This window comes from Rhizocola hellebori, from assembly GCF_016862955.1.
Lineage (GTDB): Bacteria > Actinomycetota > Actinomycetes > Mycobacteriales > Micromonosporaceae > Rhizocola > Rhizocola hellebori.
On sequence record NZ_BONY01000018.1, the window covers coordinates 80,559 to 103,312 of the forward strand.

A 22,754-nucleotide genomic window follows, 5' to 3' on the forward strand; every position below is an offset into this window, starting at 1 on the left:
GGCAGGAGGAGGCTACCCATGTTCCTATCCAGAACCAGACCACGGCTGCTCAGCGCGGCCATCACCACCTTGGCGATGATCGCTGTCGTCGCCGTCTCGGGCTCGCCGGCCGCGCATGCCGCAACCGTCAGCTCCAGCGAATTGTCCAGCGGCTGGGCATTGCGCTCGGCCACCGGCCTGGCCGACAGCGGTGCCACCATCTCCCAGGTCGGCTACAGCACAGCCGGCTGGAATCCGGTGAGCTTGCCGTCCACCGTGCTGGCCGGTCTCGTGGCCAACAACGTCTACACCAACATCTACGCCGGCACTAACCTGCAGTCCGTACCGGACCTGACCGGGCAGGACTGGTGGTATCGCGGGCAGTTCGCGGCCGCCGCCACCAGCCCCGGCCAGGTCTACTGGCTGCGGTTCAAGGGCATCAGCTACCGCGCGCAGATCTGGCTCAACGGCCAGCAGCTCGACGCCAACGCGGTCGGCACCTTTGTGGCCCACGAGTACAACGTCACGAGCGTCATCAACCCGGGCGCCACCAATGCCATTGCCATCAGGATCACGCCACCGCGACACGGCTGCAACGACCTGTCGGTGTGCACAGTGGACTGGAACCCAGAAGCGCCCGACATGAACGCTGGCGTCTGGGGCAGGACGTTCGTCGACACCACGGGGCCGGTGGCGGTGCGCGACCCGTACACCAAAACAATTTTGCCGTTGCCGGCCATTAACTCTGCCGATCTGACCGTCTATACCGACGTTATCAACGCGACCAGCGCGCCGGTCAGCACGACCGTCACCGCCACGATCAGCAAGGCGGGCTTCCCGACGACGACGGTCAGCCAGGTGGTTTCGCTGGCCGCCAACGAGCGTCGTGAGATCGTCTTCGATCCTGCCGGCTATCCCGCGTTGCACATGAGCAACCCGGCGCTGTGGTGGCCCTATCAGTTCGGCAGCCCCGAGCTCTACCAGCTCTCGGTAGCTGCCTCGGTGGCCGGTGCCGCCTCCGACAGCAAGGCCATCAACTTCGGGATCCGGCAGTTCACCGACTACCGCACCGCCGTGCAGGGCACCACATTTGCCGGATACAAGGTCAATGGCCAGCCGATCCTGTTCCGCGGCGGCGGCTACGTGTGGGACATGTTGCAGCGCTGGAATACCAAGACAAACAAGGCACATGTCGACTACGTCAAAAGCATGGGCCTCAACACCATTCGGCTCGAAGGCACGTTGGGCAACGAGGAGATCTACGATCTCGCTGACGCAGCGGGCGTCATGGTGATGCCCGGCTTCGTCTGCTGCAGCGCTTGGGAGAACGACAGCGGGTGGAGCGCCGAGCAGGAGCAGGTCGCGCAGGCCTCACTCAACACCCAGATGCGCGCGCTGCGGGCTCACGCCAGCCCGTTCATGTGGAACTATGGCAGCGACCAGCCGCCGAACGCCGTCCACCTGGCCGCCTACAAGAGCGTCGCGACCGGGTTGCACTGGCAGAACCCGACCCTCGACAACGTCGCAACATGGTCGAACGCCAACGCGGGCATGAAGATGGACGGCCCATACAAATGGGAGCCGCCCGTGCTGTGGTGGGACACCTCTCGCCAGGGCAGCGCCTTCGGCACCACCGGCGAGGAGGGCACCGAAGCGCCGCCGCCGCTGGAGAGCTTGGCGAAATTCCTTACCCCGGCGCAGCAATGGCCCGTCGGCGGGACCGCTTGGAACTACCACGTCGGCCGCGGCGGCAGCGTCTTCGACAACACCGGCGTCTACACGACCGGCCTCAACCGCCGATACGGCACGACGACTTCGGCGGCCGACTATTCGAAGAAGTCGGAGGTGATGAACTACGAGAACACCCGCGCGTTCTTCGAGGCATGGAGCGCCCGCCAGCACACGCAAACCTTCGGCAGCATCTGGTGGATGCAGAACAACGCCTGGCCGGCCCTGCACTGGAACCTCTACGACTATTACTTCAAGCCCGGGGGCGGGTTCTACGGCACCAAGAAAGCCACCGAGCCGGTCCACATCGCCTATGACTACTCCGGCAAAAACGTCTTCGTGGTCAACTCGACCCTGGTGGCGCGCAACGGTCTCACCGCGACGGTTTCGGTGCACAACGTTCCCGATTTGAGCCAGAAGTACACCACCAGCGTCGCTGTGAACGCCACAGCCAACGCGGGCACCCAGGTGCTCACGCTGCCATCGATCACCGGGCTGTCGCCGACCTACTTCATCCGGCTGCAGCTAAAGGATTCGGGCGGGACGACCATCAGCAACAATCTATATTGGTACTCCACCACAGCCGACGCGTTGGGCAACAAGAAGAACTGGTATTCCACCAGTATCAAGACCTACGCCAATCTCACCGGGCTGAACAGCTTGCCCAGCAACAGCGCCGTCACCACCGCCGCGTCGCGGACCGTGGCGGCCGGTCAGGAGACGGTTGCGATCACTGTCACCAACACCAGCGCCACCAACATCGCCTTCTTCCTGCGGCCAGAGGTGACCGCGGGCAACGGCGGCAACGAGGTGCTGCCGGTGACCTATACCGACAACTACATCTCGCTGTGGCCGGGGGAGTCGACCACCATCACCGCCGTCTACCAGTCCACCGACCTGGGCGGCCAGCAGCCTTTCCTGCGCCTGCGCGGCTATAACGTGCCGACAGCGTCGACGCCGGTGCCATAAGTCCTTCAGATGAGGGGATCCCGTGTCCGCGGGATCCCCAAGAGCGAATAAACCTTGTGGGAGGTACGCGAGAACGGGGCAGAAGTAGCGCGGCAGCGGCTTGGCTGGCTCCGCGGTCCCCCCGAGTTTCGGGTGGACGCGTCAGACTGGTCGGCATGTCTTCACCATCACCCCTGACCTCGACGGGAACCCGACCCGCCTCGACCAGCAAAGATGCCGGCGGATCCCATCGAGATGTCGGCGTCTTCCTGGCCATAGTGTTCGCACTGCCCTGGATGCTGTGGGTCCTCGAACAGGCCAGCGGTATCCACATCCTCTTTATCGCGGCGCCGGTATGCGTGGCCATCGCCACCTTCGTCGCGGCGCGGTGGGTGTGGCGGCCCGCCAGCATTTCCCGCGCCACCTCGCTGGTGCCGATCCGTCCCGCCGGCCGGCTCCTGCGCTTCTGCCTGCTCGCCATCGCAATCTTCCTATCTGCCTCAATTCTCACGGTGGCGCTCAACGCCCTCACCGGCCTCTACCCCGCTGACCTGACCAGCTTCTCCTTGCTGCGGCACGACTTCGCCCCGCAAACCATGGGCCAGGCCGGCTTTCCCTTCGACGTAGCGCTTGCAGCGTTGGCAGCAAACCTTTTGCAGTTCGCGCTCATACTGCCGCTCATGTTCTACGAAGAGTGGGGCTGGCGCGGCTACCTGCTCAACCGTCTACGGGACCGGCTGGGCACCTGGCCAGCGCTGATCGCGATCGGGTTGATCTGCGGAGCGTGGCACCTGCCGTTCTTCGTCGGGCCATGGTTTTCCATGGGGCCTGACGCTCGGCAGACCGTCATCCCATTCACCATCTTCTGCACGTTGTTCGGCGTGCTACTGGGCCTGCTCCGATTGGCCTCAGGATCAATCTGGCCAGCAGTAGCGGGCCACGCGGTCAACAACACGCTGGTAACCGGATTCGTCCAGGTACTCGTCGCCGACAACGACGCAAAGACCAACGCCTGGCTCACCGGGCTAAGCGGCTGGCAAGGCTGGCTGGTCCTCCTAGCCGCGATAACAATCCTCACCTCCACCGGCATCGTCGCCCGCGCCAACCGCGATCGGCTCGCCTCGACACCTGACAACCCACCCCACAGCCGAGAATCTGACCCCCGGTAGAGGTTTCCCCCACGGACAGCACCGAGAAAAGATATCGGCGCCTGATGCAGGTTCCGTTCTGAGCGGTCATCGCTGCTTCAATGACGGACCGCTCATCGGACGGCGTTGCGGCTTCGTTGGATGAGCTGGATACTGTGTGCCGTTTAGGAGGAATTGGGTAGAACGGGGAGGTTCAGGTGACTGGCAGCCTATCGTGTCACGTCGGCTACGCCGTGGCCCGCGCCTTGCCGGTCACAGCGATCGCAGCGGTGATGTCGGTAGCACAGCAACCTACGGGTCGCCGTGTCACACGGCAACGGTGTGCGACGTTGGCGGCTGCTGTCCTGCGTGCTTTGGCATGGCATCATCGGAGCCGTGTCGCAGATCGGTGAGGGCACCCCGCATGACGATCGGGCGTGGCGTCGTGGCGCCTTGCCTGGTTCGATCGCCGTTGCCGGTATCGGAGCCGGGATCAGCATCGTGGTGGCGATCCATGAACAACGCGCCTTCGTCGCGATTGTGCCTGTCATTGCTGCGATCGTCGGCGCATGGTTGATGGTCATCATCGATGACGGTCGGCCGGTGCCGCCGCCGGTGGCCGAGGCGACCGGCGGCGGCGTCAGCTACAGGTTGGCGCAGTAGCCGATGCTGAACGTGCTAGCACCGGCATTCAGGTTCTGGTTCCAGGCCACGCCGTCGATTCTGAAGCTGCCGTTGGGCAGCTGTTCGCGATCGAAGTTCCAGGCGGTGTAGACGTCGCCCTCGATCTTGATCAGGGCGCTCCACTCGATGGCCGTGGCACGGGGGTTGGTGGCGGTGATGTTGGCGCAGTAGCCGCCGCCGCTGTCGGAGTTCCACCGGGTGAAGGTGCTCACGGTGACGTCCACGTTGGCCCCGCGCACCAGCCGGCCCACGCCCCACCGGGCAGTGGACTGGTAGCCGACACCTTCCTGCTCGGCCCAGTTGCGGATCGACGTCCTGGCGCCGTTGGAGGCGTCGTTGACCTGGAAGTCCAAGCCGTGGAACGTGTCCATGCCACCTGATTCGAGCAGGCTGATCGCGGCTTCGACGCGATAGCCGGTGGCGGTGCGCACAGTCGCGCTCTGCAACCTTCCTCGCTGGAACGCCTCGTCACCCGTACCAAATGAAACAATGTTGTCGGCATTGATTCTGATCTGGGTGTCGTCGAAGCGGAAGGAGCCGTTCTTGGCGTTGCCGGCATCGACATAGATCTCGACCGAGTCCTGGGTCCACGGATCGGAGCCGGTGACGTCCACGACCGGGTCGGTGACCTCGGCGAGCAGGTAGAGCGTCTGACCCCGCCACATGGTCCGGACCTTGGCGATCGCGCCATTTGTCCCGGAGACCTGCTTGTCGGTGCTCACCACGCCCGCGTGCGCCCAGCTGGCGTCGATCGCGCCGTCGATGGCCGGTGCGTTGGCGACCTCGTAAACCTCCAAATAGGACAGTGTCTCGACCAGGTTGAGCGTGCCGACCGCACCGGCTGTGTTCCAAGCGGTCGTGGTGCCATTGTCGGCGACCCGCACATCGAGAGTGGCCGTGCCGCCCTGCAATGCGCCGGACAATGGGAGATGCGCGACGAGGTGATAGCCGCCGTCGCGCTGGGCCGCCACAGCCGGCACATCACCGGTGCCATTGCGCGAGACCTGATAGGTCACGTTGTTGAGCACGAAGCTGACCCGGTCGTCGGCCGACACGGTGGTGTCATTGACCGTGACATAGGCGGTCAGGTGGTCCGATGCCCAGCGCAGCTGGAACTGTGCCTTGTTCTCTATCCGGTGCAAGGGGAGCTTGCGCCAGGTGAGATCCTTTGTGGCGTTGGCATTTATGGGAACGGTGCCCGCGAAAACATCGGCCGAACGCAGCCGGGCGGGCAGATCGCCGTCCACAGCCCCGAAGTAGGCGGGCTTGGCCCGCAGGTTGTCGCCGAAGATGAGCGGCGCGCCGCTGCTGGACCGCCAGGACCGGCCGTCGGTCAGACCCCAGGCGGTGACGGAGAACAGCTGGTTCGAATGCGCCCGGAAGATCCGGAAGGCATCCCGGAAGAAGTAACCCTGCTCGATCAGGTTCGCTTGGGTCACCGGGGTGCCGGTGGTGATGTCCAGCTCGGTGACCGCCTGCTTCACCGGCAGGTTCGCGAACGCGGCCAACGCGCCATCCAGGGTGCTCACCGGTGTGGCGAGGGAAAGATGGAACTGATGACCAACCCCATCAAGTGGTACCCCGCGCGCGAGCAGTCGTTCGACAAGCGCCTTGTAACGAGCCTGTTTGCCACCCTGCTCGGTGTTGTAGTCGTTGATGAAAAGGGTGACGGGATCGGCGTTCGCGACCGCATAGACGTCATTGAACGCTTGGTCGGCGTACTGGAAGGTCAGATCGATGAAGCTCTCACCGAGAATTCTGTACCACTCGCTGCGCCGCAGGCCGTCGGAGAATTCACCGCTGTCGCTTACCACCTCGTTGACGGCGTCGAAGGCGCGCAATGGGTTGGTGGCCGAGCCGAACAGGCCGTAGCGCTGGCTTAGCGACTGCGCCACGTTGAAGACGTGCGTGCGCAGCCGGTCGCGCAGCACCTGCTGGTGCTCGGCCGAGTTGGTCAGCGGCTGGCCGGCCGAGTCCTGGAAGAACCAGGCCGGGGTTTGGCTGTGCCAGACCAGCACGTGACCGTAGAGGCGCAAGTTGTTGTCCCGGGCGAAGTTCATCAGCGCGATCGCCTGATCGTGTGGGCGGAAGTTGCGCTGGGCGTCGTACCATGCCTCGGGTTTCATATGGTTTTCCGGGGTGATCTGGTTGAAGTGCTTGGTCAGCAGCTGAGCCGCGCCACCGACGGTCTCCCGGCTGTCGATCGCGACACCGATCGGGAAGTCGGTGGTCTCGTGGATGCCAGTGAGATCCTCGATGACCGGAGGCTCAGGCACCCTGACGAGGATGTCGTCGACGAGGAAATCGCTGGTGTTTCCGGTCGCGCCGCCCTGGTAGCGGGTCTCGAAGTAGAGCAGCGCGCTGTCCGCGGCCGGCATGGTGAAGCTGGCGCTGACCTGGGTCCACCCCGTGTTGGTGACCGTCGTGAACTGGGCCAGCGTGCTGAACGACTGGCTGCCACCGCTGGTGCTGGCGAGGCTGAGCCAGATCGCGTCGGTCGGCTGGCCGTCGGCGAAGCGCAGCCAGGCCTTGAACTCATAGGTCACACCGGCATCGAGCACGGTGCTCACGTCGCGGCCGAGTCCGGCGCCCTGGTTGACCCGGGCGGTGACCGCAGCCGCGGTGGCGCCGCTGTGCGCGCCGCCGACCAGGCTGATCGTTGGCGCACCAGGGCCGCCGTCGCGTGGCCCCCAGCTGTCCAGCCCGCTCTCGAAGCCGGTGTTGATGACGATCGTTCCCGGTGCGGGCCCCGATCCGCTGTCCGGCTTGGTGATCCTGATGTCGTCAACGAGATAGGTCGCGGTCGCCTCGGCGGCTTCGAGATAGACCTGGAAGCCGGCCCGGTCGGCGTCGGCAGGGACGGCGAAGTCGCCGGTGACGGTGGTCCACGAGCCTGCCGTGATCGTGGTGTTGCCGATCCAGGTGAAACTCGGCTTCATCACGAACCGGAAACCGGAGGAGGCCGGGCCGCCCGCGGCGAGCTGGACCCGTGCCGAGAAGGTGTGCGTGACCCCCGGGTCGAAAATGCCGGCCGGGCTCTGGATCCCGTCGAAGCCGTTGACCCGGTTGGAAATCTGCAAAGCCTTGCCGCCGTTGGCATCCACCACGGTCAGGGTCGGGTTGCCGCTGCGGGACCAGGTGCCGGTGGTGCCGTCCTCGAAGTTGACGGCGCTCACCGTGACGACCCCGGGCGTGGTGTCAGGGCCGGTGACGACGACGTCGTCGAGCAGGAAAGGCGTTTCCCCCTCCGCCTCCACATAGAGGGTGGCGGAGCTGAGCCCTTCGGGCATCGTGTAGTCGCCGCCGATGCGCACCCAGCCGTCGGCCGTGGTGGGGATGTTGCCGCCGACCCAGGTGTAGGTGTTGCTGCCGCCGCCCGCCGGGGTCGCCTCGACGGTGAAGTGCACACCGGATGTTCCGGAGGTTCCGGCCGGAAGTTTCGCCCACGCGGTGACCGAATACGGCACACCGGGGGTGAACAATGCTGTGGCGCTGGTCGCCGTGCCCTGCCAGTTGGCGGTGCGGCCGGTGACCGACAGGCTGTTGGCGCTCGAGTGACCCTCGGCCGCGATGGCGAGGGTCACGCCGCCGCGTGGCCCCCACGGGACGAACGAGCCGGACTCAAAGTCATTGGAGAGAACGGTTTGCACCGCGACAGCCGGAATCGAGGCTGAGGCGAAGGCCACGACTAGCGTGGCCGCCAGACACGTTGCGATCAAGGTTCGCGGCCGGCGAGGTGATCTATGAGGCAGATACCCGGAGAGCATCGGAGATCCTTACGCGAAATGGGACGGTGATTGGGTGGCGCCCGTTATCGGCTCCCGCCGAACGATCCAAGCGCGTGCATGCAGACACTACTGCCGCCATCACTATTTCCGGAAGATTTCCGGAACCCCAAATAGCTCTTCGACCCAAACGGCCGATGTCCAAAATCGACACTGTCGATTGGATATCTGCCGGTACCAGCGTCAGCGTCCGCGGGTCGGCAGGGGCCGCGATGACGAAGCCCACGCGGGCACCGTCAGCCTCCAGGGTAAATTTTCCGATTATCAAGGGTGCACCTGCCAATTTGGCTTTACGTTCCGCATATGAGTGACGCGGCTTTCGTACTGCGGGTCGGCGCTGGTCTATACATGGACTCCAACGGCATGATCCGCACGGGTCCAGATCCGGCACTGCCCACCTACACCGTGCCGGGCGGCCTTCCTGTCAGTCCCGACTCGGTCAAGAAGGTCTTCGATGGCATCGCCAGTGCCATGCCCGATCCCAAGGATCCCGAGACCCGCGAAAAGCTCGGCAGGCTCGGTGTCCTCGACGACACGATGAAGATCCTGCACGACTTCGGGAAGATCGCCAGCACCATCGGCAAGGTCATCGGGATGGTCGGCTTCGCTGTCGATGTCGCCAAGCTCCTTGGCTTGCTCAAGGACGGGCCGTCTGCCGTCGAACAGCTCATTGAGAAACGCTACAAAGACCTCGACCGGCGGCTTGAAGGTATGGAGATCCGCTGGCAGCAGCAAGACCTGCGGAACCTGCGGGTCGACATCAGCAACTCCTTGTCCGCCGTGGACAGTTATCTGGAGGAGCTGCGAATGGGCGTGATCAACCCAGCGAATCTGCAGGTCAAGTTGCAGGACATGCGCAACACCCACACCATGATGGCCAACGCGACCGGCCGGATGCTGCACCCGTCGACCTGGCTTGCGGGCTTCAAACGGGCCGACTATGAACGGGTCTGGCCGTGGGTGCCGTGGCCCGAGCTCCACCGGATGCCCGTGGGAATTGCCAACCCGAACCTGCTTCAGCCACAGAACCATGCCCGTTTTCTTGACCATGCCGAACTGGTCTTCGATCACCGCGCGATGGTTCCGGGTGCCAGTTATGCGGCCCTGAGCTACCTCACCCTGATCAAAGCGATCTCTCCGGAGTACCGGTCGACCGGCGAATTCGACGACTATCTGGTCAGGTTCGCCGACGCGCTGGAAGCTCTGGTAGCCACGATGCGCGACACCGGCATCGCCCGGACCATCCACGTCGACGGCAACTTCGGCCCGCTCGGCGAAGACGAGGTCGAGGATCCTTTGATCGGCCTGCCACGGGTGGGAAAGAACTGTTTCCGCTTCACCGTGGGAGCGATGGATCTGCGCTCACACACCAACGACGTCTGGGACGCCATGATCGAGGCGGCCAAGCTCGCTTCGCCCATGCCACCACGGCCGTGGACGGCGGGACCGCTAGCGCAGATGCCCGACCGGGCCGGTCCTATGTGGATGCGCTGGACTCCGCCGGCCAGACTCGAACGGGCGCAAGAGCCGCTGACGAACCGCACCATCTACGAAATCACCAACAAGGACGAGTGCATCGCCGCAGCCAACGCACAGGCCGAACGCGACTACACCGACGTCCTGTTCGGCAGCGGCTACTTCAACCTTGTGCACCTGGTTGCGACGCTGCGGCACAACGCGACCGAGCCTAACCGCAGTGAAACCGTGACCGGCCGGACCTACCTGTCGCACCTGAAGAGCGGCAGTTCCAAGGTCACCGTCACCGGCAAGGTCGTGCTCAGCGAAATCATCGCGGCTCAAGCCGAGCGGCGTACCCAGATCACGAAGGCTGGCGTGGATGTCACCACCCAGCCACCCGGCCGTCAGCGGCCACTGGAATACCGAGTGATGCTGCGGACCGTGCCCAGTTTCGTCCTTCCGTCACACTGGATGGAGCCCGACTACAGCGAGGTCCAGCGCGCTTCATACGTTGAGAAGACGGTCACCGATCTCGATGGAACGCCGCACAAGACCATGGCGTTGCAGCTCGACACAGCCGAGGCGATGTCGGAGGTGGAACTCTTCAAGGGCCGCCCGGACGCACGGGTTCGCAAGGCCGCCGGCAGAGCCACGCTCAAGGCGCACACCTTCGATTGGTGGATCCCGGTCCGCCCCTTGCCCGCCGAGGATGCCTGGATCAAAGCTGCCGGCAACGGCCTTTACCGCGAGGCCCTCGGAGCCGCCGCCGGTGCTGGTGGCAACGAAGGGACGGGCGGCAACGGGAGCAAAACCCGTATGCCCCAGGCAAGCGAGTACTTCGATTACGACGGCGAGATCTCCTTGGGGTCGGGCGCGGCCGTGCTCGAAGCGGCGGGCGCCGTCAGCGATGACGTCGATCCGCTGGCTTCCGGCGGCCAGCACCGGGAAGTGCGGCTGGCGGAAGATCTGGAACTCAGCTGGGAGCTCACCTGGGTGGGCGACCGGATGTCGGTGCGGCTCAGGAGCCGCGAGCAGGATCGCAACTATGTGGTCTTCCTCGTCATAGCCGAAAAGCTCGGGCCGTCGGGACAATGGCTGCACACGGCATTCAAGGTGCCGCTCAACAACCAGCTGACCTTCGTGCCGCAGGACTTCTTCGACCGGGAGCGGGCCGCCATGGGCAAGGCCAGCAAGACGCTGAAGGACTTCAACGACCGCTACTCCCCATCGGCACCGAATATCGGACCGAAAGCTCCAGGGCCGATGGCCGGTGTCATCAGCCCGGTTCTGATGAACAGTGCCGCCGGCTTGGAGCGCGCCCTGCAAGCCGCGGGTATAGCCGACCGCCAGCTGCTGCGGGAAACGCTGCGTGCCAACGGCTTGCACGACTTCGAGCCGGAGACCGACCCAGACGTCACCCAGCGGATCGTCGGCCGCGCGCAGGTTGGCCCATAATTTGGCCACCTGGCGCGACCGTTGGGCGGATCCTCAGCTCATTTCTGGCCGGTGGAGCCGTTGGGCGTTGCAGCCGCGCGCATTGCGGCGACCAGGGCCAGGGCATCATCCTGCTTGGCGTTCGGGGCGTCGCCGGCCAGGTACGCCCGCAAAGCCGACAGGTCCTGGGGTTCGACCTGGTCGGTGATGTCGTGCAGCAGCAATCGGTAGGTGCGGTCGGGAAAGTAGCGGCGTTTGGCGGCCGTGATCGCCGAAGCGGCGGTTTCGGCGCTGATGATTCCGGCGGTGACCGCGGCGGCGATCGCGACGCGGATGTTCACCATCGGCTCGGAGATCGCGGTCAGCGTCTCCGGGTCGAAGGTGATGGCAACCTCGTCATCGGCGTTGACCTCGCCGCTGCGGAACATCTCGAAGATGGTCCCGACGCCGCGCATGCCGAAATCTGCCAGCTCTGCCGCGCGCAGGGCACCGATGCTCGACGAGCCGAAGAAGATCGCCTCATGGTTGTCCATCGCGGCGAGGATCTCCTTGGGCGAGATCGCCAAGCTTTGCAGGAACACGCCGTCGACGATCCCCACCAGTTTTGGCGGCTGCGCCCGTGCGAACAGGCTGTCGATGTCGCCGCGTGCCACGGGTGCCAGCAGTTCCACTCCGGACAGTTGCCGCCTGCTCGCCTGGTCGAGGCTCGGGCCTGCGAACACTACGGGCGCTGTCATCGCACCGCCACCTCCGGCCGGCGGGCGATGAGCTCGCGCAGCGTGGTGTCCCACATGGCGCCGGCACGGCGGCCCAGCTTCCCCTGATCCATCGCGTACGTCTCCATGCCGGGCACGATGACCCGGGCCACGTGCACGGGAAGGTCCGCGATGGACAGATCGACAGCGATCACGCGAGGCAGGCCAAGCGCGCGAACGCGTTCCAGCAACAGCCCGAGGTCGGCCATCACGTCGTCGCTGGGATGGCTTGGCACGTCACCGAACCGGACCGGGTCACCGGCCTCGCCGTATGGCCATCGTGACGGGTCGACCTCCTGGCTGCGGTAGGTCTGGTGCTGCCACTTCTGCACTTTGGCACCCGGCAGGTTCAGGTCCTCCCGCACCGCTTGCAGGTCTACCGCACGGCTCTGGGCCGCCTCGGCCAGCGCGCGCATCACCGCCACCTCCGCGTCGGGGTGGCTTCCGTAGCCGGCGTGGCCGGCGGACACGGTGGGGCCCAGGTCTTCGCGGATAAGCGCGGCGAAGGTCGGTACCCCCGTCGCCGAGGTGACATTGCGGATCACGAGGTGGACGCCGGCATCGGCGAACATCTGGGCATATCGGGCCGGTGCGGTGGGCAACGTACCCAGATCGAGGGCAGGATGCTTGTCCTCCAGCCATTGCACCGACCCGGGCGGGGCGTTGGCGACCCGGGTCGCCACCACTGTGCGCAGCCGGTTGCAGACCAGCTCCGCCATGGTCCAGGCGTCGCGTTCGACAACCTCGCTGAGCGCGTGGCAGATGGCTTCCTCCAGCGAGTTGCCCGAGGCGATCCCGTTGGTGGTGGTCACCTTGTAACACGGCTGCTCATGGAAACGGATGTAGTAGCCGGCCAGGCAGAGCGGCACGAGCACCGTCTGTTCGTTGAGCAGGTCGAAGCCGCGTACCCAGGAAAGTGGTTGGTGTGCATGGTAAAGCGGGTGCGGTTGCATGTTGTGTGAGGCCGGGTCGAGCACTGGCTCTGTTCCGGCGCTCAGCTCGGCGAAGGAGGCGATGCGGTCGGGCCGCATCGGCTGCCACGCGCAGAAACGCTCCATCGCCTCCATCACCGCCGACGTCATCGCGTCGATCGGTGAGCCGCCTTTGCCGTTGTAGACCGACAATTCGTCGTGAGAGCGGGGAACGACGGCGTTGAAGACCGGGATCCCGATCCGGTCCAGGCCGGTGATGTCAGCGATGCGGGTGATGCCGGCGCGGCGCAGATGCGGTCGTACCCGGGCGAAGGTCTGCTCGGAGGAGAACTCGCGATGCCTTCCGATGTCACCGTGTTTGGGAACACTGGTGCGTAATTTCACGGCCAACCCCAATCGGATTTCGTTATGACGCGCGGCGGAAACGCCACGCCGCCAGCCCGAGGAAGGCGACTGTCCATGCCGCCAGAATCAGTGCGCCGCCGCTGAAAGGCGACTCTCCGGCGATGAGCCGCCACGACAGCTCCCCGGCCCGATAGGTGGGCAGCACCTCGGACACCTTGGCCAGCCAGGCTGGGAACGCCACCGTCGGCATCCACAGTCCACCCGCGACAGACATCAGGAAGTAGGCGGCCAGCGCCACGCCTTGCGCCGACTCGTCGCGGAACGTGTAACCGATCGCTATCCCCAGCCCGACGAACGGCAGCGCCCCGACCCATAGCGCGGGCACGAGTGCCAGCCAGGTCCCGAGATCGAGGTCGACACGGTGAATCAGCTTGCCGCACAAGAGGATAGCCAGGATGGCCGGCAGCGAGAGCACGCTTGCCGCCGCAATTTTTATCAGCAGGTACCGTCCCGGCCGCAGCGGAGTCAACGCCAGCTGGCGAGTCCAGCCCTTGCTACGCTCCATCGCGATCGGCGCCCCGACCCCGGTCAGCGCGGTGCCGATTGCGCCATAGAGTGCCATCGACACCATGTAGTAGGCGTCGAACGCCGAGCCGCCCACCGGCGACTGGTCGAAGACGACCGTGAACAACAGGTAGAAGCCGACCGGAAACCCGACCGTGTAGCCCGTGAACGCCCCGTTGCGCAGTACCCGCAACACCTCGTACTTCAGATACGTCATCATCGGTGGCTCCCGGCGTCGGTCAGGGCGAGCACGGCGTCGGCGAGCGGTGCAGCGGTGACTTCTATGTCGCTGGCCAGCGGGAAGCCATCCAGCAGCGCGCGCAGAGTGCGATCGGAATCGAGGCTGCGGATGGTGATCTGCGTGCCGTGCACCGTGATCGGACCGGCGCCGGGCAGCTTGCTCAGCGCCTCGGGCTGCGCGTCGGAAAGCGTGCAGCGCAGAGTTTTCGCCCCGGCGACCGCCCGGATCTGGGAGGCGGGGCCGTCGGCGACCACCCGCCCCTGCGCCAGCAGGATGATCCGGTCGGCGATGGCGTCGGCCTCCTCCAGGTAGTGGGTGCTGAACAGCACGGTGCGGTCGGCCGCCACGAACTCGCGCATCGAGTCCCAAAAGGATCTGCGGGCTGAGACGTCCATGGCCGCGGTGGGCTCATCGAGGATCAGCAGAGCCGGGTCACCGACCAGCGCCAGCGCGAAGCGCACCCGCTGCGTCTCACCGCCGGAAAGCTTGGTCACCTTACGATTGAGCAGATCGTCGAGCTGCGCGCGTTTCACCACCTCGGCTAGCGGCGCAGGCCGCGGTTGCAGGGCGGAGACCGCCCGGATCAGCTCGTGCACGCGCAGCCCTTTGAGCAGATCGCCCTGCTGCAAGACGCAGCCGACCTGACCATCGTCCAGCGCCTGCCGCGGTGTGGTGCCTAAGATCTGGATTTCGCCGCGATCGGGTCGCGTCAATCCGAGGATCATGTCGAGGGTGGTGGTCTTACCGGCGCCGTTGGGGCCCAACAGCGCCACCACCTCGCCGGGCTCGATGCGGAAAGTGACGCCGTCGACGGCACAGACGGTGCCGAACTGTTTGTGCACGTCGTGCACCTCGACGCTGGGCGGGCGTTTAGATTGGCTGGTCATAGCCCACATCCGTTCCTGTTGAACCGATCAGTAGCTGGCAAAGGGGACGCAGTGGGCCGGTCTGCAGGCCCAGGACGCCGGCCAGGTGGCTGACGTCGAAGGAGCAGACGACCCGGCAGGCCAAGCCAAGCGCCGCGCTGGCGAGGGTGGCCCGCTGAATGGAGATCCCGGCGGGAATGTTCTGCATTTGAAACCAGCGGTCGCCGGCGGCGGCCAGTCCCCGTTCGTAGTCGCCCAGCGGGATCAGCACCGCGCCTGCGCCGTGGTCGCCGAGGAACTGGGCGTGGATCAGATCCGTTGGCGCCATGGCCATCCGAAGGTCGGCCGGGCGCAGCAGGTGCAGGTCGTGGGTGTCCGGCCGGTACCGGTAGAGCCCCGGCTGGACACCATCGACGCGGTGCACGACGCATAGCGGTATCAGATGGTCGAGCCCGGCTCTGGCCGCCCGCGCACTCGGCCAGCGATACGCCGCGTCGAGTACGGCGGCGAGCCCGGCCAGCGGCACGGCGTCTGTGCCGAACCTGCCGTTCAGCGACCGCCGCTGCGCGATCGCAGCAGTTAGCGAGCGAGGGGAAGGCTGTGGCAGCTCGACACGAGCGATTGCCGCCGGGAGCGGAGCGTCGGCGGCCAGCGGAGCGGGCCAGCGCACGCCCACGGCCGTGCGGGCCGAGCGGTGCAGATCGCGGGTCAGCGGAAGAACATCGAGCACAGCAGCGGGCTTTGTCCGCGGCGATGGCTGCCGCGCGGCGGACTCGGGACGCTCACCAGTTGCAGCGGTGCCGGTGCCGGTGACGCCTTCCATGTCGATGAGCGCCAGCGGCGCTTCGACGTCGGTCTCCAACCCCAGCACTGCGGCTACGGCGGCGTCGTCGAAGCGCAGCCGCAACTGCGCGGACAGGCCAGCGCTCTCGATCGCGGTGAGCAGCTGTCCGATCAGGACACCCGCGTCGAGGCACTGTAGCCGGAACCCGAACTCCTGGTACTTGAAAGCCGTGCGCGCGAACACGCTCGTAACCACGATCGCCAGGCCCGCCGGGCTGGCGATCGCCTCGCGCCAGTCACCGGGCCGAACCGGGTCGAGGGCATGGCCGGCCGGGTCGTAATGCAGCACCGACGCCGGTCGCCCGCCGCCCCAGCCCTGCGCCGTCACCAGATACAGCTCCGACGGGTAGAGGCCGCCGCCGGAGGCGACCGCCCGGTGCGCCCGGCCGGGCGACGGCATGCCCGGGAACCGGTGGCCCGCATAACTTCCCACGTCGTCCCAGCGATACCGGACCAGACCGTAGGAGTCGGACAGCAGGCGCGAGAGCACCTCCAGCGCACTGCCGGGCGCAGCCAGGGACACGGCCCCGAAAGGGGCATACCGCTTGAGGGTGGACGGGCGCTGGCGCCAATCGGTGGAAAGGATCGCCGTCGTCGGCTGGCGTTCGGCCACCCGCAGATAGCGGCGCACCGCCTCCCCGGGCGGTGCGCCTGCGACGGCACTCATCGCGCTTCTCCGGTCCGGCTGCCGACCAGGTCCAGACCGCTGAACATGGCCGGAATCGGGATCTGGTAGGCCTCCTCGACGGTGCGCGCGGCCAGATAGCACAGCGTGAATCGTTGTACCGGAGCCATACCAAGCCGGTTGAACAAAAGGTACTGATAGTTGAGCAGCACCCGGTACACCGCGAACCATTCCGCGGCGGCCAGCTCGGTGCGGATCTCGTCATTGCCCAGCAGCGCGCGGTGAAAGTCGCTGACGTTCAGGTGTCCCGGCGCCGCCTGGGTGGCCTGCGCCTGCTCCGGCGTCACGATCGCCTGCAGCACAAGATGGCCGGCCCGGTGCAGGGCAAGCGCCCGGCTGTGATAGATGTCGACGATCGACGCCCACTCCGACATCAGCGGGGGCTCTTGCTCGCCGCCGTCAAGGAAGCCCAACACGCTGGTCAGCTGCCGTTGCAGCATCTCGGCATTGGTCCAATAGAGCTGCTCGAAACGTTCGCGGAACCCGGCCGGGTTGCTGCTGTTGGCCAGGAAGCCCTCGGCGTGCGAACGATAGGACAGGAAGCCCTTCTCGATCGGGGGGCAGCCCCTGGCCGCGGTGGCGAACATGAACGACAGCGGAATGTCGAACCTGTCTCCGGATTTCCGCGCCAGCTCAAGGCAGGCGTCGGCGATGGGGGTGGTGACTGCGTGAAAGTCTGCCAGCAGGTCCGACGACTGTTGCGTGCCCAGCACGTGCAGCCTTCTGTCGTAGTCGGTGTAGTGGATGCTGTTGTCCGGCTGCCAGGGCATGAGCGGCCCGTGCTCCTGTTCGAGCGCGGCCAGCTGGCGGTGGCTGGGCAGATCACGCTCGGGCGAAGCGGTGCCGGCCGAAGGGTGCTCGCGCAGATAGTCGCCGATGACCCTGTCGATCAGCGGCTGGACCTGTTTGGTCCACGCCGCCTCGGTGGCGCGCACGTTGAGCCGCACGTGCGGGCCGAGCCGCCAATGGCGCTGCCAATACCAGCGGCCGACCCCTTCCATGGTGGCGAACTCGGCGAACAGCGGCCGGACCGCGTCCAGCAGCAGATCGTCTTGATTGCGGTCGTAATAGTAGACGTGGGCGCTGTACCAGCCGGTCAAATCTCTCACCTCACGCGTCCGTTGCCGGCGCTGCCATGCTCGGCCAGCGCGCGGGCCACCAGATAACCAATGTGGATTTCGTCCGGCGTGGTGACGCCGATCCTGTTATCGAACAAATGCGTGCAGCGCAACAGGACCGACGCCACCGAACGCCGTGCCGGGTCGAGCCGGCTCAGGTACCAGGCGTGCGGTGAACCAGCCGGCGAGATGTCGAACTTGTCACCGGCTGCTTCGAGCGCCTCGCGCAGCGCGCGAATCGAGACGATCCACCGCGCCAAGGGATCGGCTTTCTCCACGACTCCGGCTATCCGCCAGGCTCGCGCGATCTCAGCCTGCACCTGCTCGCGGGCGCGCAGGTAGCTCTCATTCATCTGCGCCATGACATCCGGCGACACCCGCGCCGGGCCGACCGTGTCCTGAAAGCCCTGGTTGCCCGCCTCGGCGAAGGCGGCGCTCAGCTTGCCCAGATCGGGTTCGTGGTCGGCCAGCGTCATCAGGTTGACCGACAACGCCAGCCCGCGCAGGATGCCTGCCGTGGGAGCGGATTCGAGCACCTCCAGCGCCAGTGCGCTGGACTCGACGAAGTGACGCTCGGCCGCTTCAAGGGTCTCGCCTTCGCCGTAGACGTCATGCTCCGGCAGGTAGGGCACAGCGCGCACGGTGCCCGGCGGCAGCAGCTCCTGCTCAAAATCGTCACGGCTCTCGGCCCGCGCCAGGTATACAGCTACCCGGCGGTATTCCTCCGCCGAAAGGGTGGCCGGCGTCATCGGCCAATCGGCGAGGGCTTCGCGCAGCGCGGTCATCACCGCCGCCTCCCCGCCGGGCATGGTGGCCGCCCGCACCCGTACATGAGGCCCGCCTTCCCAATATCGCAGGAAGAACCAGCGGCTCACCGTCTCCTCGGCGGTCAGCTTGCGCATCGCCGGGGCGATCACGCCTGTGATCAGGTGCCCGAGGTCGCCTGTCCCGTGCACATAGACGCTTGCCCAAGAGGAATCATTCATGGCGTCGCCTCCCCGGCTTTGCCCGGCAGTTCGATGAGCAACTCGGTGATGTGCCGCCCATCGCCGTATCGCGGGGCCTGGTCGAGTGTGGGCAGGGCTTCGGTGAGCACGGCCAGCTCGCCGCCTTCGCCCACGGTCCGTTCGAAGAGCCGTACCAGGTGCCAGGCGGCCAGGTCGACGTACATCGGCTTGCGCGCCTTGGTCTGCGGCCCCCACTCCGGCTCGTCGGCCATAGGGTTGACCACCTTTACGTAGAAGCGTTCCGGCACCCCCTGATCGGTGAGCCAGTCGGCCAGCCGCAGCCAGTACGCGGCGTCGTGCTCGCCGCTGCGCCGGGCCGGGATCGCCCGCGCCGCAATGGCCCAGCACGCGCGGCTCAGCGTCACCCGCCCGGCGTCAAGGCGCGGCAGCGCCCTGACCGCCCCGTCGCGCGCCGGGTCCCCGTTGCGCGGGAAGAACAGCGGGATCGCCGAGTGCACCAGCTGGGCCGGCGGGCCGAAACAGGTCACCAGATGGTGTACCGGTCCGGGCAGCCACAGCTCGCCCATGAGCCCGGTGTGCACCGGCAGAACGCGGCGCCCGTCCTTTGCGGACTGCAGGTGCAGCAGCCCATCCTCGGGGTCGTAGCCGACCTGCAGGTCGCCGAGCGGGATTCGCGTGTCCGGGTCGCCGGACGGGTTGCTGAACGGCACATCCAGCTCGTGCCAGGTGCCTTGCGCGCGCAGGTTCAGGTTGCTGGCGAAAGTGCTGGAGCTTTCGGCCATCAGCTGCCCGGCCGGGCCGTGTCGGTAAGGCCGCCAGGCGGGCGTGCCGCTGGCGCCTGCGGCTTCGAGCAGCCGCGCCACCCGGGTGGTGCCGCGGCCGTAGCCGGCGCCGATCATGTTGACCACCGCCGTCGCCGGGTCATCGCCGGTGAGCTGGAGGTAGCAGGCCAGAGAGCCGTCGTAGGTGGACCGATGGCCGGCCAGCCGCGCCAGCTCGTCCGGGTCGATACGTACCACACCGTCGGGTCCGGGCTGGGCGCCGCGCACAAGTTCGGTCGCCGCGGCCATCGCCTGCGCGTATTGCGACGCGTAAGGAAGGCTGCTCCACGCTTCCCAGGACGCGGTGACCGGCCCGCCGGAGAGCATCCGCAGCGTCTCCCCGTCGACGTTGCCGCACACCGCAGCCCGGCCACCGGCCACGAGCCGGTTGATGTGCTGATAGAACAGCAGCCACGGTACCGGAGCGAGGTCTGGATAGGCGGCCACGAACACCTCGGCCAGGGCGCGCCGGATCGGAATGGTGCTGTCGAGCAGCGAGAGCATGCCGCGCAGGGCAGACAGGTCGTCGACGATCGGCTGCCACGCCTGCCTGGCACAGGCGACTGCCGGCCGGGTGAAGACCGCGTTCTCGTGGTAAAGGTTCTTACGTGGCAGCCGTTCCGTGTCGGTGCCCGCCACGGTCTGGTTCAGCTCCGCCAGCGCCGCGTAGATCCGGTGGTGCGCGGCGAGCCGGGTCGCCGGGTCGGTCGCGGATGGAAACGCAGCCAGCTCTCCGGCCACCAGGCCCAGTGTGTCCCGGATGCCTTGCAGCGACGGCATCGCGGTCGTGTCGAGCCAGCCGAGCATGGCGTTGAGGTGGTCTGCTTCCTGGTCGGCTATGGGTGATTCCAGTTGCAGCACACCGACATCCACCAGGCGGCCGACGAACGCGGCCACCTCGGCGTCGCCCAACTGCGGGTCGATGCGGTGCAGGTGCGCGCACATGTCCGACACCGTCACCGGCTTGGCCGCGACCAGGTCGAGGCACTGGGCAAGAGCCGCGCCCCGGCCGATCGTGGTCAGCGGCGAACCGGTGCCCGCGCCCAGAAAACGTACCGATGCGCCGTCCTCGACCAGGCTGGGGTTGCGGCGAAGGCGCAGCCCCTCGGGATATCCCGGCGGCGAGGCCGTCCACCGAAGCTGTTGCACCGTAAGGTGGCTGAATCGCTGGGTGAGCCAGACATTGAGCTCCACCACGCTTCGCCAGTCCCAGTCGCCTGTCGCGCCGATCGGCGGGCCTGCTCCGGGTTCCCAGGCGCCCATCCCGACCACGGTGAAAGTGCTGTAGGGGCTGGTTTTGGTGGCCACCCGGGTCAGATACTTCACCAGCCGAAGCAGCACCTGCCGATCGGGCACGATGTCGCCGGGCGCGTCGAGCCACTTGGCAAGCTCTTCAAGCAGCACCGGGCTTCCCTGCACGAGCCCGTAACGGAAGGCCGGTTGCTCGACCGCGACACGCAACCGGCGCACGGCTTGCGTATGCTCGGCGGCGAACAGATCCGGCAAGGCTGCTAGCAGCTTGTCGCGTTCGGCCAGCTTCTCTTGCCACTGCTCGATTTGCTCGGGTAAGCCGTCAGGCAGCACGGCGCGGGTGGTGTCGTTCCAGAACCGCTCCTTCATCGGCCGGCACCCGTAAAGGGCCCGCCGTAAGGCGACCACGGTCGGTTTGAGCGTGGTCAGTTCTCCGATGACCGGATGCAATTGGCCGGCAAGCTTCTCGCCGGTGCCGGCCAGCCAGCGCTGCTTGGAGCGCAGCTCGCCGATCGAGGCCCAGCATCGCTCGAAGCGCAGCTGTTGCACCGTTTCGACCGGCAGCGCGGCGATGCGTACCACGTAGGGATCGCGGGCACGTTCGGCGGCTGGGCCGAGCGTGGCTGGGTTCGGGTGCGCCATCAGAACGCGATCTCCATCTCGTACTGGGCGGTCGTGGCCCGGTGCCCGATCGCGATCTGGAACATCGGCAGGTGGTCGGGATGTTCGATGCCCAGCATCCGTTGCACGGGCGCCACGAGGTAGCCGTTTAGCGGGCGGGCGGCCAGACCGGCGGCAGCAGCCAACACGCAGATCCGTTGTGCCATAAGGCCTGCGTCCTGGTTGAGGATGCGGTAGCCGCGGTTGCCCAGGTGCGCCGAATGGGTCTGGTCGCCGACCACGAAGGCAACGAGGTTGGTCCGGCGGTAGTCGGTGATCGGAGGGCCTAGAGTCGCCACTGTTTCTGCATCTAAGGGCTTTTCTCGGGTACCGGCCACGAGCTGGAGGCGACCGTCATCAGTGCACCGGTAGACGCCGGGCGCCACTCCGGCGACGTCTTGAACGACGAGCACGGTGTAGCAGTGTGGTCCGATGCCGATGTCGCTGGCATAGCGCCGCCCGACATAGCGGGCCAACCGGGCCACCGTGTCGGCCGGTGCGCTTCGCGCCAGCGGGCAGAACAGGGTGCCGCCGGAGTGCCTGTCGCGCAAGGCAACCGCGAGGTCAACGGGCGCGATTTCGACCTTGCTGAGGTTCAGCTCGTTCCCTGCCGGGCCCGGCGGCGGCCCGGCCGGCAGCGGCTCGGCGAAATCGCCGACGCTGCGAAGAACCGAGGCTTCGGCGAGCTCGTAGACGCTGGAGGCCAGCGAGAGGTCCTTGACGACGTCGAGGAAGGCCGGGGTGATGGGCGGCACCGACTTGAGCACGGCCGAGGCGGCGTGTGATTGCGCGCGCGGTCGGGGCTGCGCCGGGGCGCCGGCTTCATCGGGGTAGAGCACGATCGCGGCGACGGTGCGCTCCTCGTCGGAAGGCAGCCCGAGCAGCCGGTCGAGCACCTCGTCGAGGAACTGGTAGTGCACGTGGCCACGGAGCCCGAGCACCTGGCCGACCAGCAGCAGGTTCCCAGCGACCATGCCCGCCTCCTGGCTGCACAGCCGGTGGGCGTAGTGGCGGTAGCGGAAAGCGGTCTTCCAGAAGTGCGAGGTGATGAAGAGGACCCCGGCCGCGCCTGACAGATCAGACCCCAGCGCGGCGCAGACCGTCTCCGCGGACACGTTGGCGCGCAGCTCGACCAGGCTGTGATGCAGCTGGTCGTAATGCGAGCAGCTGCCCGAATCCGGGCGCCACAGGTAAAGCTCGGTGGGGTAGAAGCAGCGTGCCGAAGGCACGAAGCGGTGGTGCGGCCATCCTCCGATCGCGCCGACATCGGTGCGCGAGTAGCCGTACCCGTGATAGAGCAGTAAACCCAGCCGTTCCTCGTCCAGCGGCCCACTCGGCGCGGGCTCGGATGCGCCGAACCCGAAGGCTTTCGCCAAGTCGCCAAGCCGAGCCGCGCTTCGCTGCGGAAGCCTTTGCCGCGGCAGGCCCCGATAGGCCTTGAACTTGCGCGGCTCGTCGGGGCCGCCTTCCGAGCCGACGCCGCGGGCCAGCACACTGACCGAGTCCCGGAACGTGTCGTGCCAATACCGGTCGGCCACCGAAGTGTCGCGTTGCACGTCGAT

At 66.6% G+C, this 22,754-nt stretch carries 14 protein-coding genes; 4 read left to right on the plus strand and 10 right to left on the minus strand.

All coding sequences use genetic code 11. The features are described 5' to 3' along the window. The first annotated feature begins 18 nt into the window (after positions 1 to 18). The 3 genes from Rhe02_RS16965 (at position 19) to Rhe02_RS16975 (ending at position 4,445) form a co-directional block, all read left to right on the plus strand. A complete protein-coding gene (locus Rhe02_RS16965; RefSeq protein ID WP_203909208.1) occupies positions 19 to 2,676 on the plus strand; it encodes a glycoside hydrolase family 2 protein in 2,658 nt (885 codons plus the stop codon). A 155-nt stretch (positions 2,677 to 2,831) separates the two neighbouring features. Then, positions 2,832 to 3,824: a CPBP family intramembrane glutamic endopeptidase gene (locus Rhe02_RS16970; protein WP_203909209.1), complete on the plus strand. Its 993-nt coding sequence runs from the start codon at positions 2,832 to 2,834 to the stop codon at positions 3,822 to 3,824. 354 nt (positions 3,825 to 4,178) lie between these two features. Next, on the plus strand, positions 4,179 to 4,445 hold the full coding sequence (locus tag Rhe02_RS16975; protein ID WP_203909210.1) for a hypothetical protein: 267 nt from the start codon (positions 4,179 to 4,181) through the stop codon (positions 4,443 to 4,445). Here Rhe02_RS16975 and Rhe02_RS16980 read toward each other — a convergent pair. Then, positions 4,427 to 8,116 carry an endo-1,4-beta-xylanase gene (locus Rhe02_RS16980; RefSeq protein ID WP_203909211.1) on the minus strand — a complete coding sequence of 1,230 codons (3,690 nt, stop codon included), beginning with the start codon at positions 8,114 to 8,116 and terminating at the stop codon, positions 4,427 to 4,429. The genes Rhe02_RS16975 and Rhe02_RS16980 overlap by 19 nt on opposite strands. Positions 8,117 to 8,554: 438 nt before the next feature. On the opposite strand from Rhe02_RS16980, the gene Rhe02_RS16985 reads away from it, so the two are divergent. Next, on the plus strand, positions 8,555 to 11,164 hold the full coding sequence (locus tag Rhe02_RS16985; RefSeq protein ID WP_203909212.1) for a hypothetical protein: 2,610 nt from the start codon (positions 8,555 to 8,557) through the stop codon (positions 11,162 to 11,164). 38 nt (positions 11,165 to 11,202) lie between these two features. On the opposite strand, the gene Rhe02_RS16990 is transcribed toward Rhe02_RS16985, so the two are convergent. From Rhe02_RS16990 to Rhe02_RS17030, 9 genes are read right to left on the minus strand one after another with little or no spacing between them, the layout of a single operon-like run. Beyond that, positions 11,203 to 11,880, minus strand: coding sequence for a TfuA-like protein (locus Rhe02_RS16990; protein ID WP_203909213.1), 678 nt, complete (start codon positions 11,878 to 11,880; stop codon positions 11,203 to 11,205). Next, positions 11,877 to 13,214 carry a YcaO-like family protein gene (locus Rhe02_RS16995; RefSeq protein ID WP_203909214.1) on the minus strand — a complete coding sequence of 446 codons (1,338 nt, stop codon included), beginning with the start codon at positions 13,212 to 13,214 and terminating at the stop codon, positions 11,877 to 11,879. Before Rhe02_RS16995 ends, Rhe02_RS16990 begins: the two co-directional genes overlap by 4 nt. A gap of 22 nt (positions 13,215 to 13,236) precedes the next feature. Then, positions 13,237 to 13,959: an ABC transporter permease gene (locus Rhe02_RS17000; RefSeq protein ID WP_203909215.1), complete on the minus strand. Its 723-nt coding sequence runs from the start codon at positions 13,957 to 13,959 to the stop codon at positions 13,237 to 13,239. Further along, positions 13,956 to 14,867: an ABC transporter ATP-binding protein gene (locus Rhe02_RS17005; RefSeq protein WP_203909216.1), complete on the minus strand. Its 912-nt coding sequence runs from the start codon at positions 14,865 to 14,867 to the stop codon at positions 13,956 to 13,958. Before Rhe02_RS17005 ends, Rhe02_RS17000 begins: the two co-directional genes overlap by 4 nt. After that, positions 14,851 to 16,356, minus strand: a complete 1,506-nt coding sequence (locus tag Rhe02_RS17010) for a nitroreductase family protein (RefSeq protein ID WP_203909217.1) — start codon at positions 16,354 to 16,356, stop codon at positions 14,851 to 14,853. The genes Rhe02_RS17005 and Rhe02_RS17010 overlap by 17 nt, the downstream gene beginning before the upstream one ends. After that, positions 16,353 to 17,483: a thiopeptide maturation pyridine synthase gene (locus Rhe02_RS17015; protein ID WP_203909218.1), complete on the minus strand. Its 1,131-nt coding sequence runs from the start codon at positions 17,481 to 17,483 to the stop codon at positions 16,353 to 16,355. Before Rhe02_RS17015 ends, Rhe02_RS17010 begins: the two co-directional genes overlap by 4 nt. Then, complete coding sequence (locus tag Rhe02_RS17020) at positions 17,480 to 18,478, minus strand: lantibiotic dehydratase C-terminal domain-containing protein (protein WP_203909219.1); 999 nt, start codon at positions 18,476 to 18,478, stop codon at positions 17,480 to 17,482. Before Rhe02_RS17020 ends, Rhe02_RS17015 begins: the two co-directional genes overlap by 4 nt. Beyond that, on the minus strand, positions 18,475 to 21,174 hold the full coding sequence (locus tag Rhe02_RS17025) for a lantibiotic dehydratase (RefSeq protein WP_203909220.1): 2,700 nt from the start codon (positions 21,172 to 21,174) through the stop codon (positions 18,475 to 18,477). Before Rhe02_RS17025 ends, Rhe02_RS17020 begins: the two co-directional genes overlap by 4 nt. Then, a complete protein-coding gene (locus tag Rhe02_RS17030; RefSeq protein ID WP_203909221.1) occupies positions 21,174 to 22,748 on the minus strand; it encodes a nitroreductase family protein in 1,575 nt (524 codons plus the stop codon). Before Rhe02_RS17030 ends, Rhe02_RS17025 begins: the two co-directional genes overlap by 1 nt. Between the last annotated feature and the right edge of the window lie 6 nt (positions 22,749 to 22,754).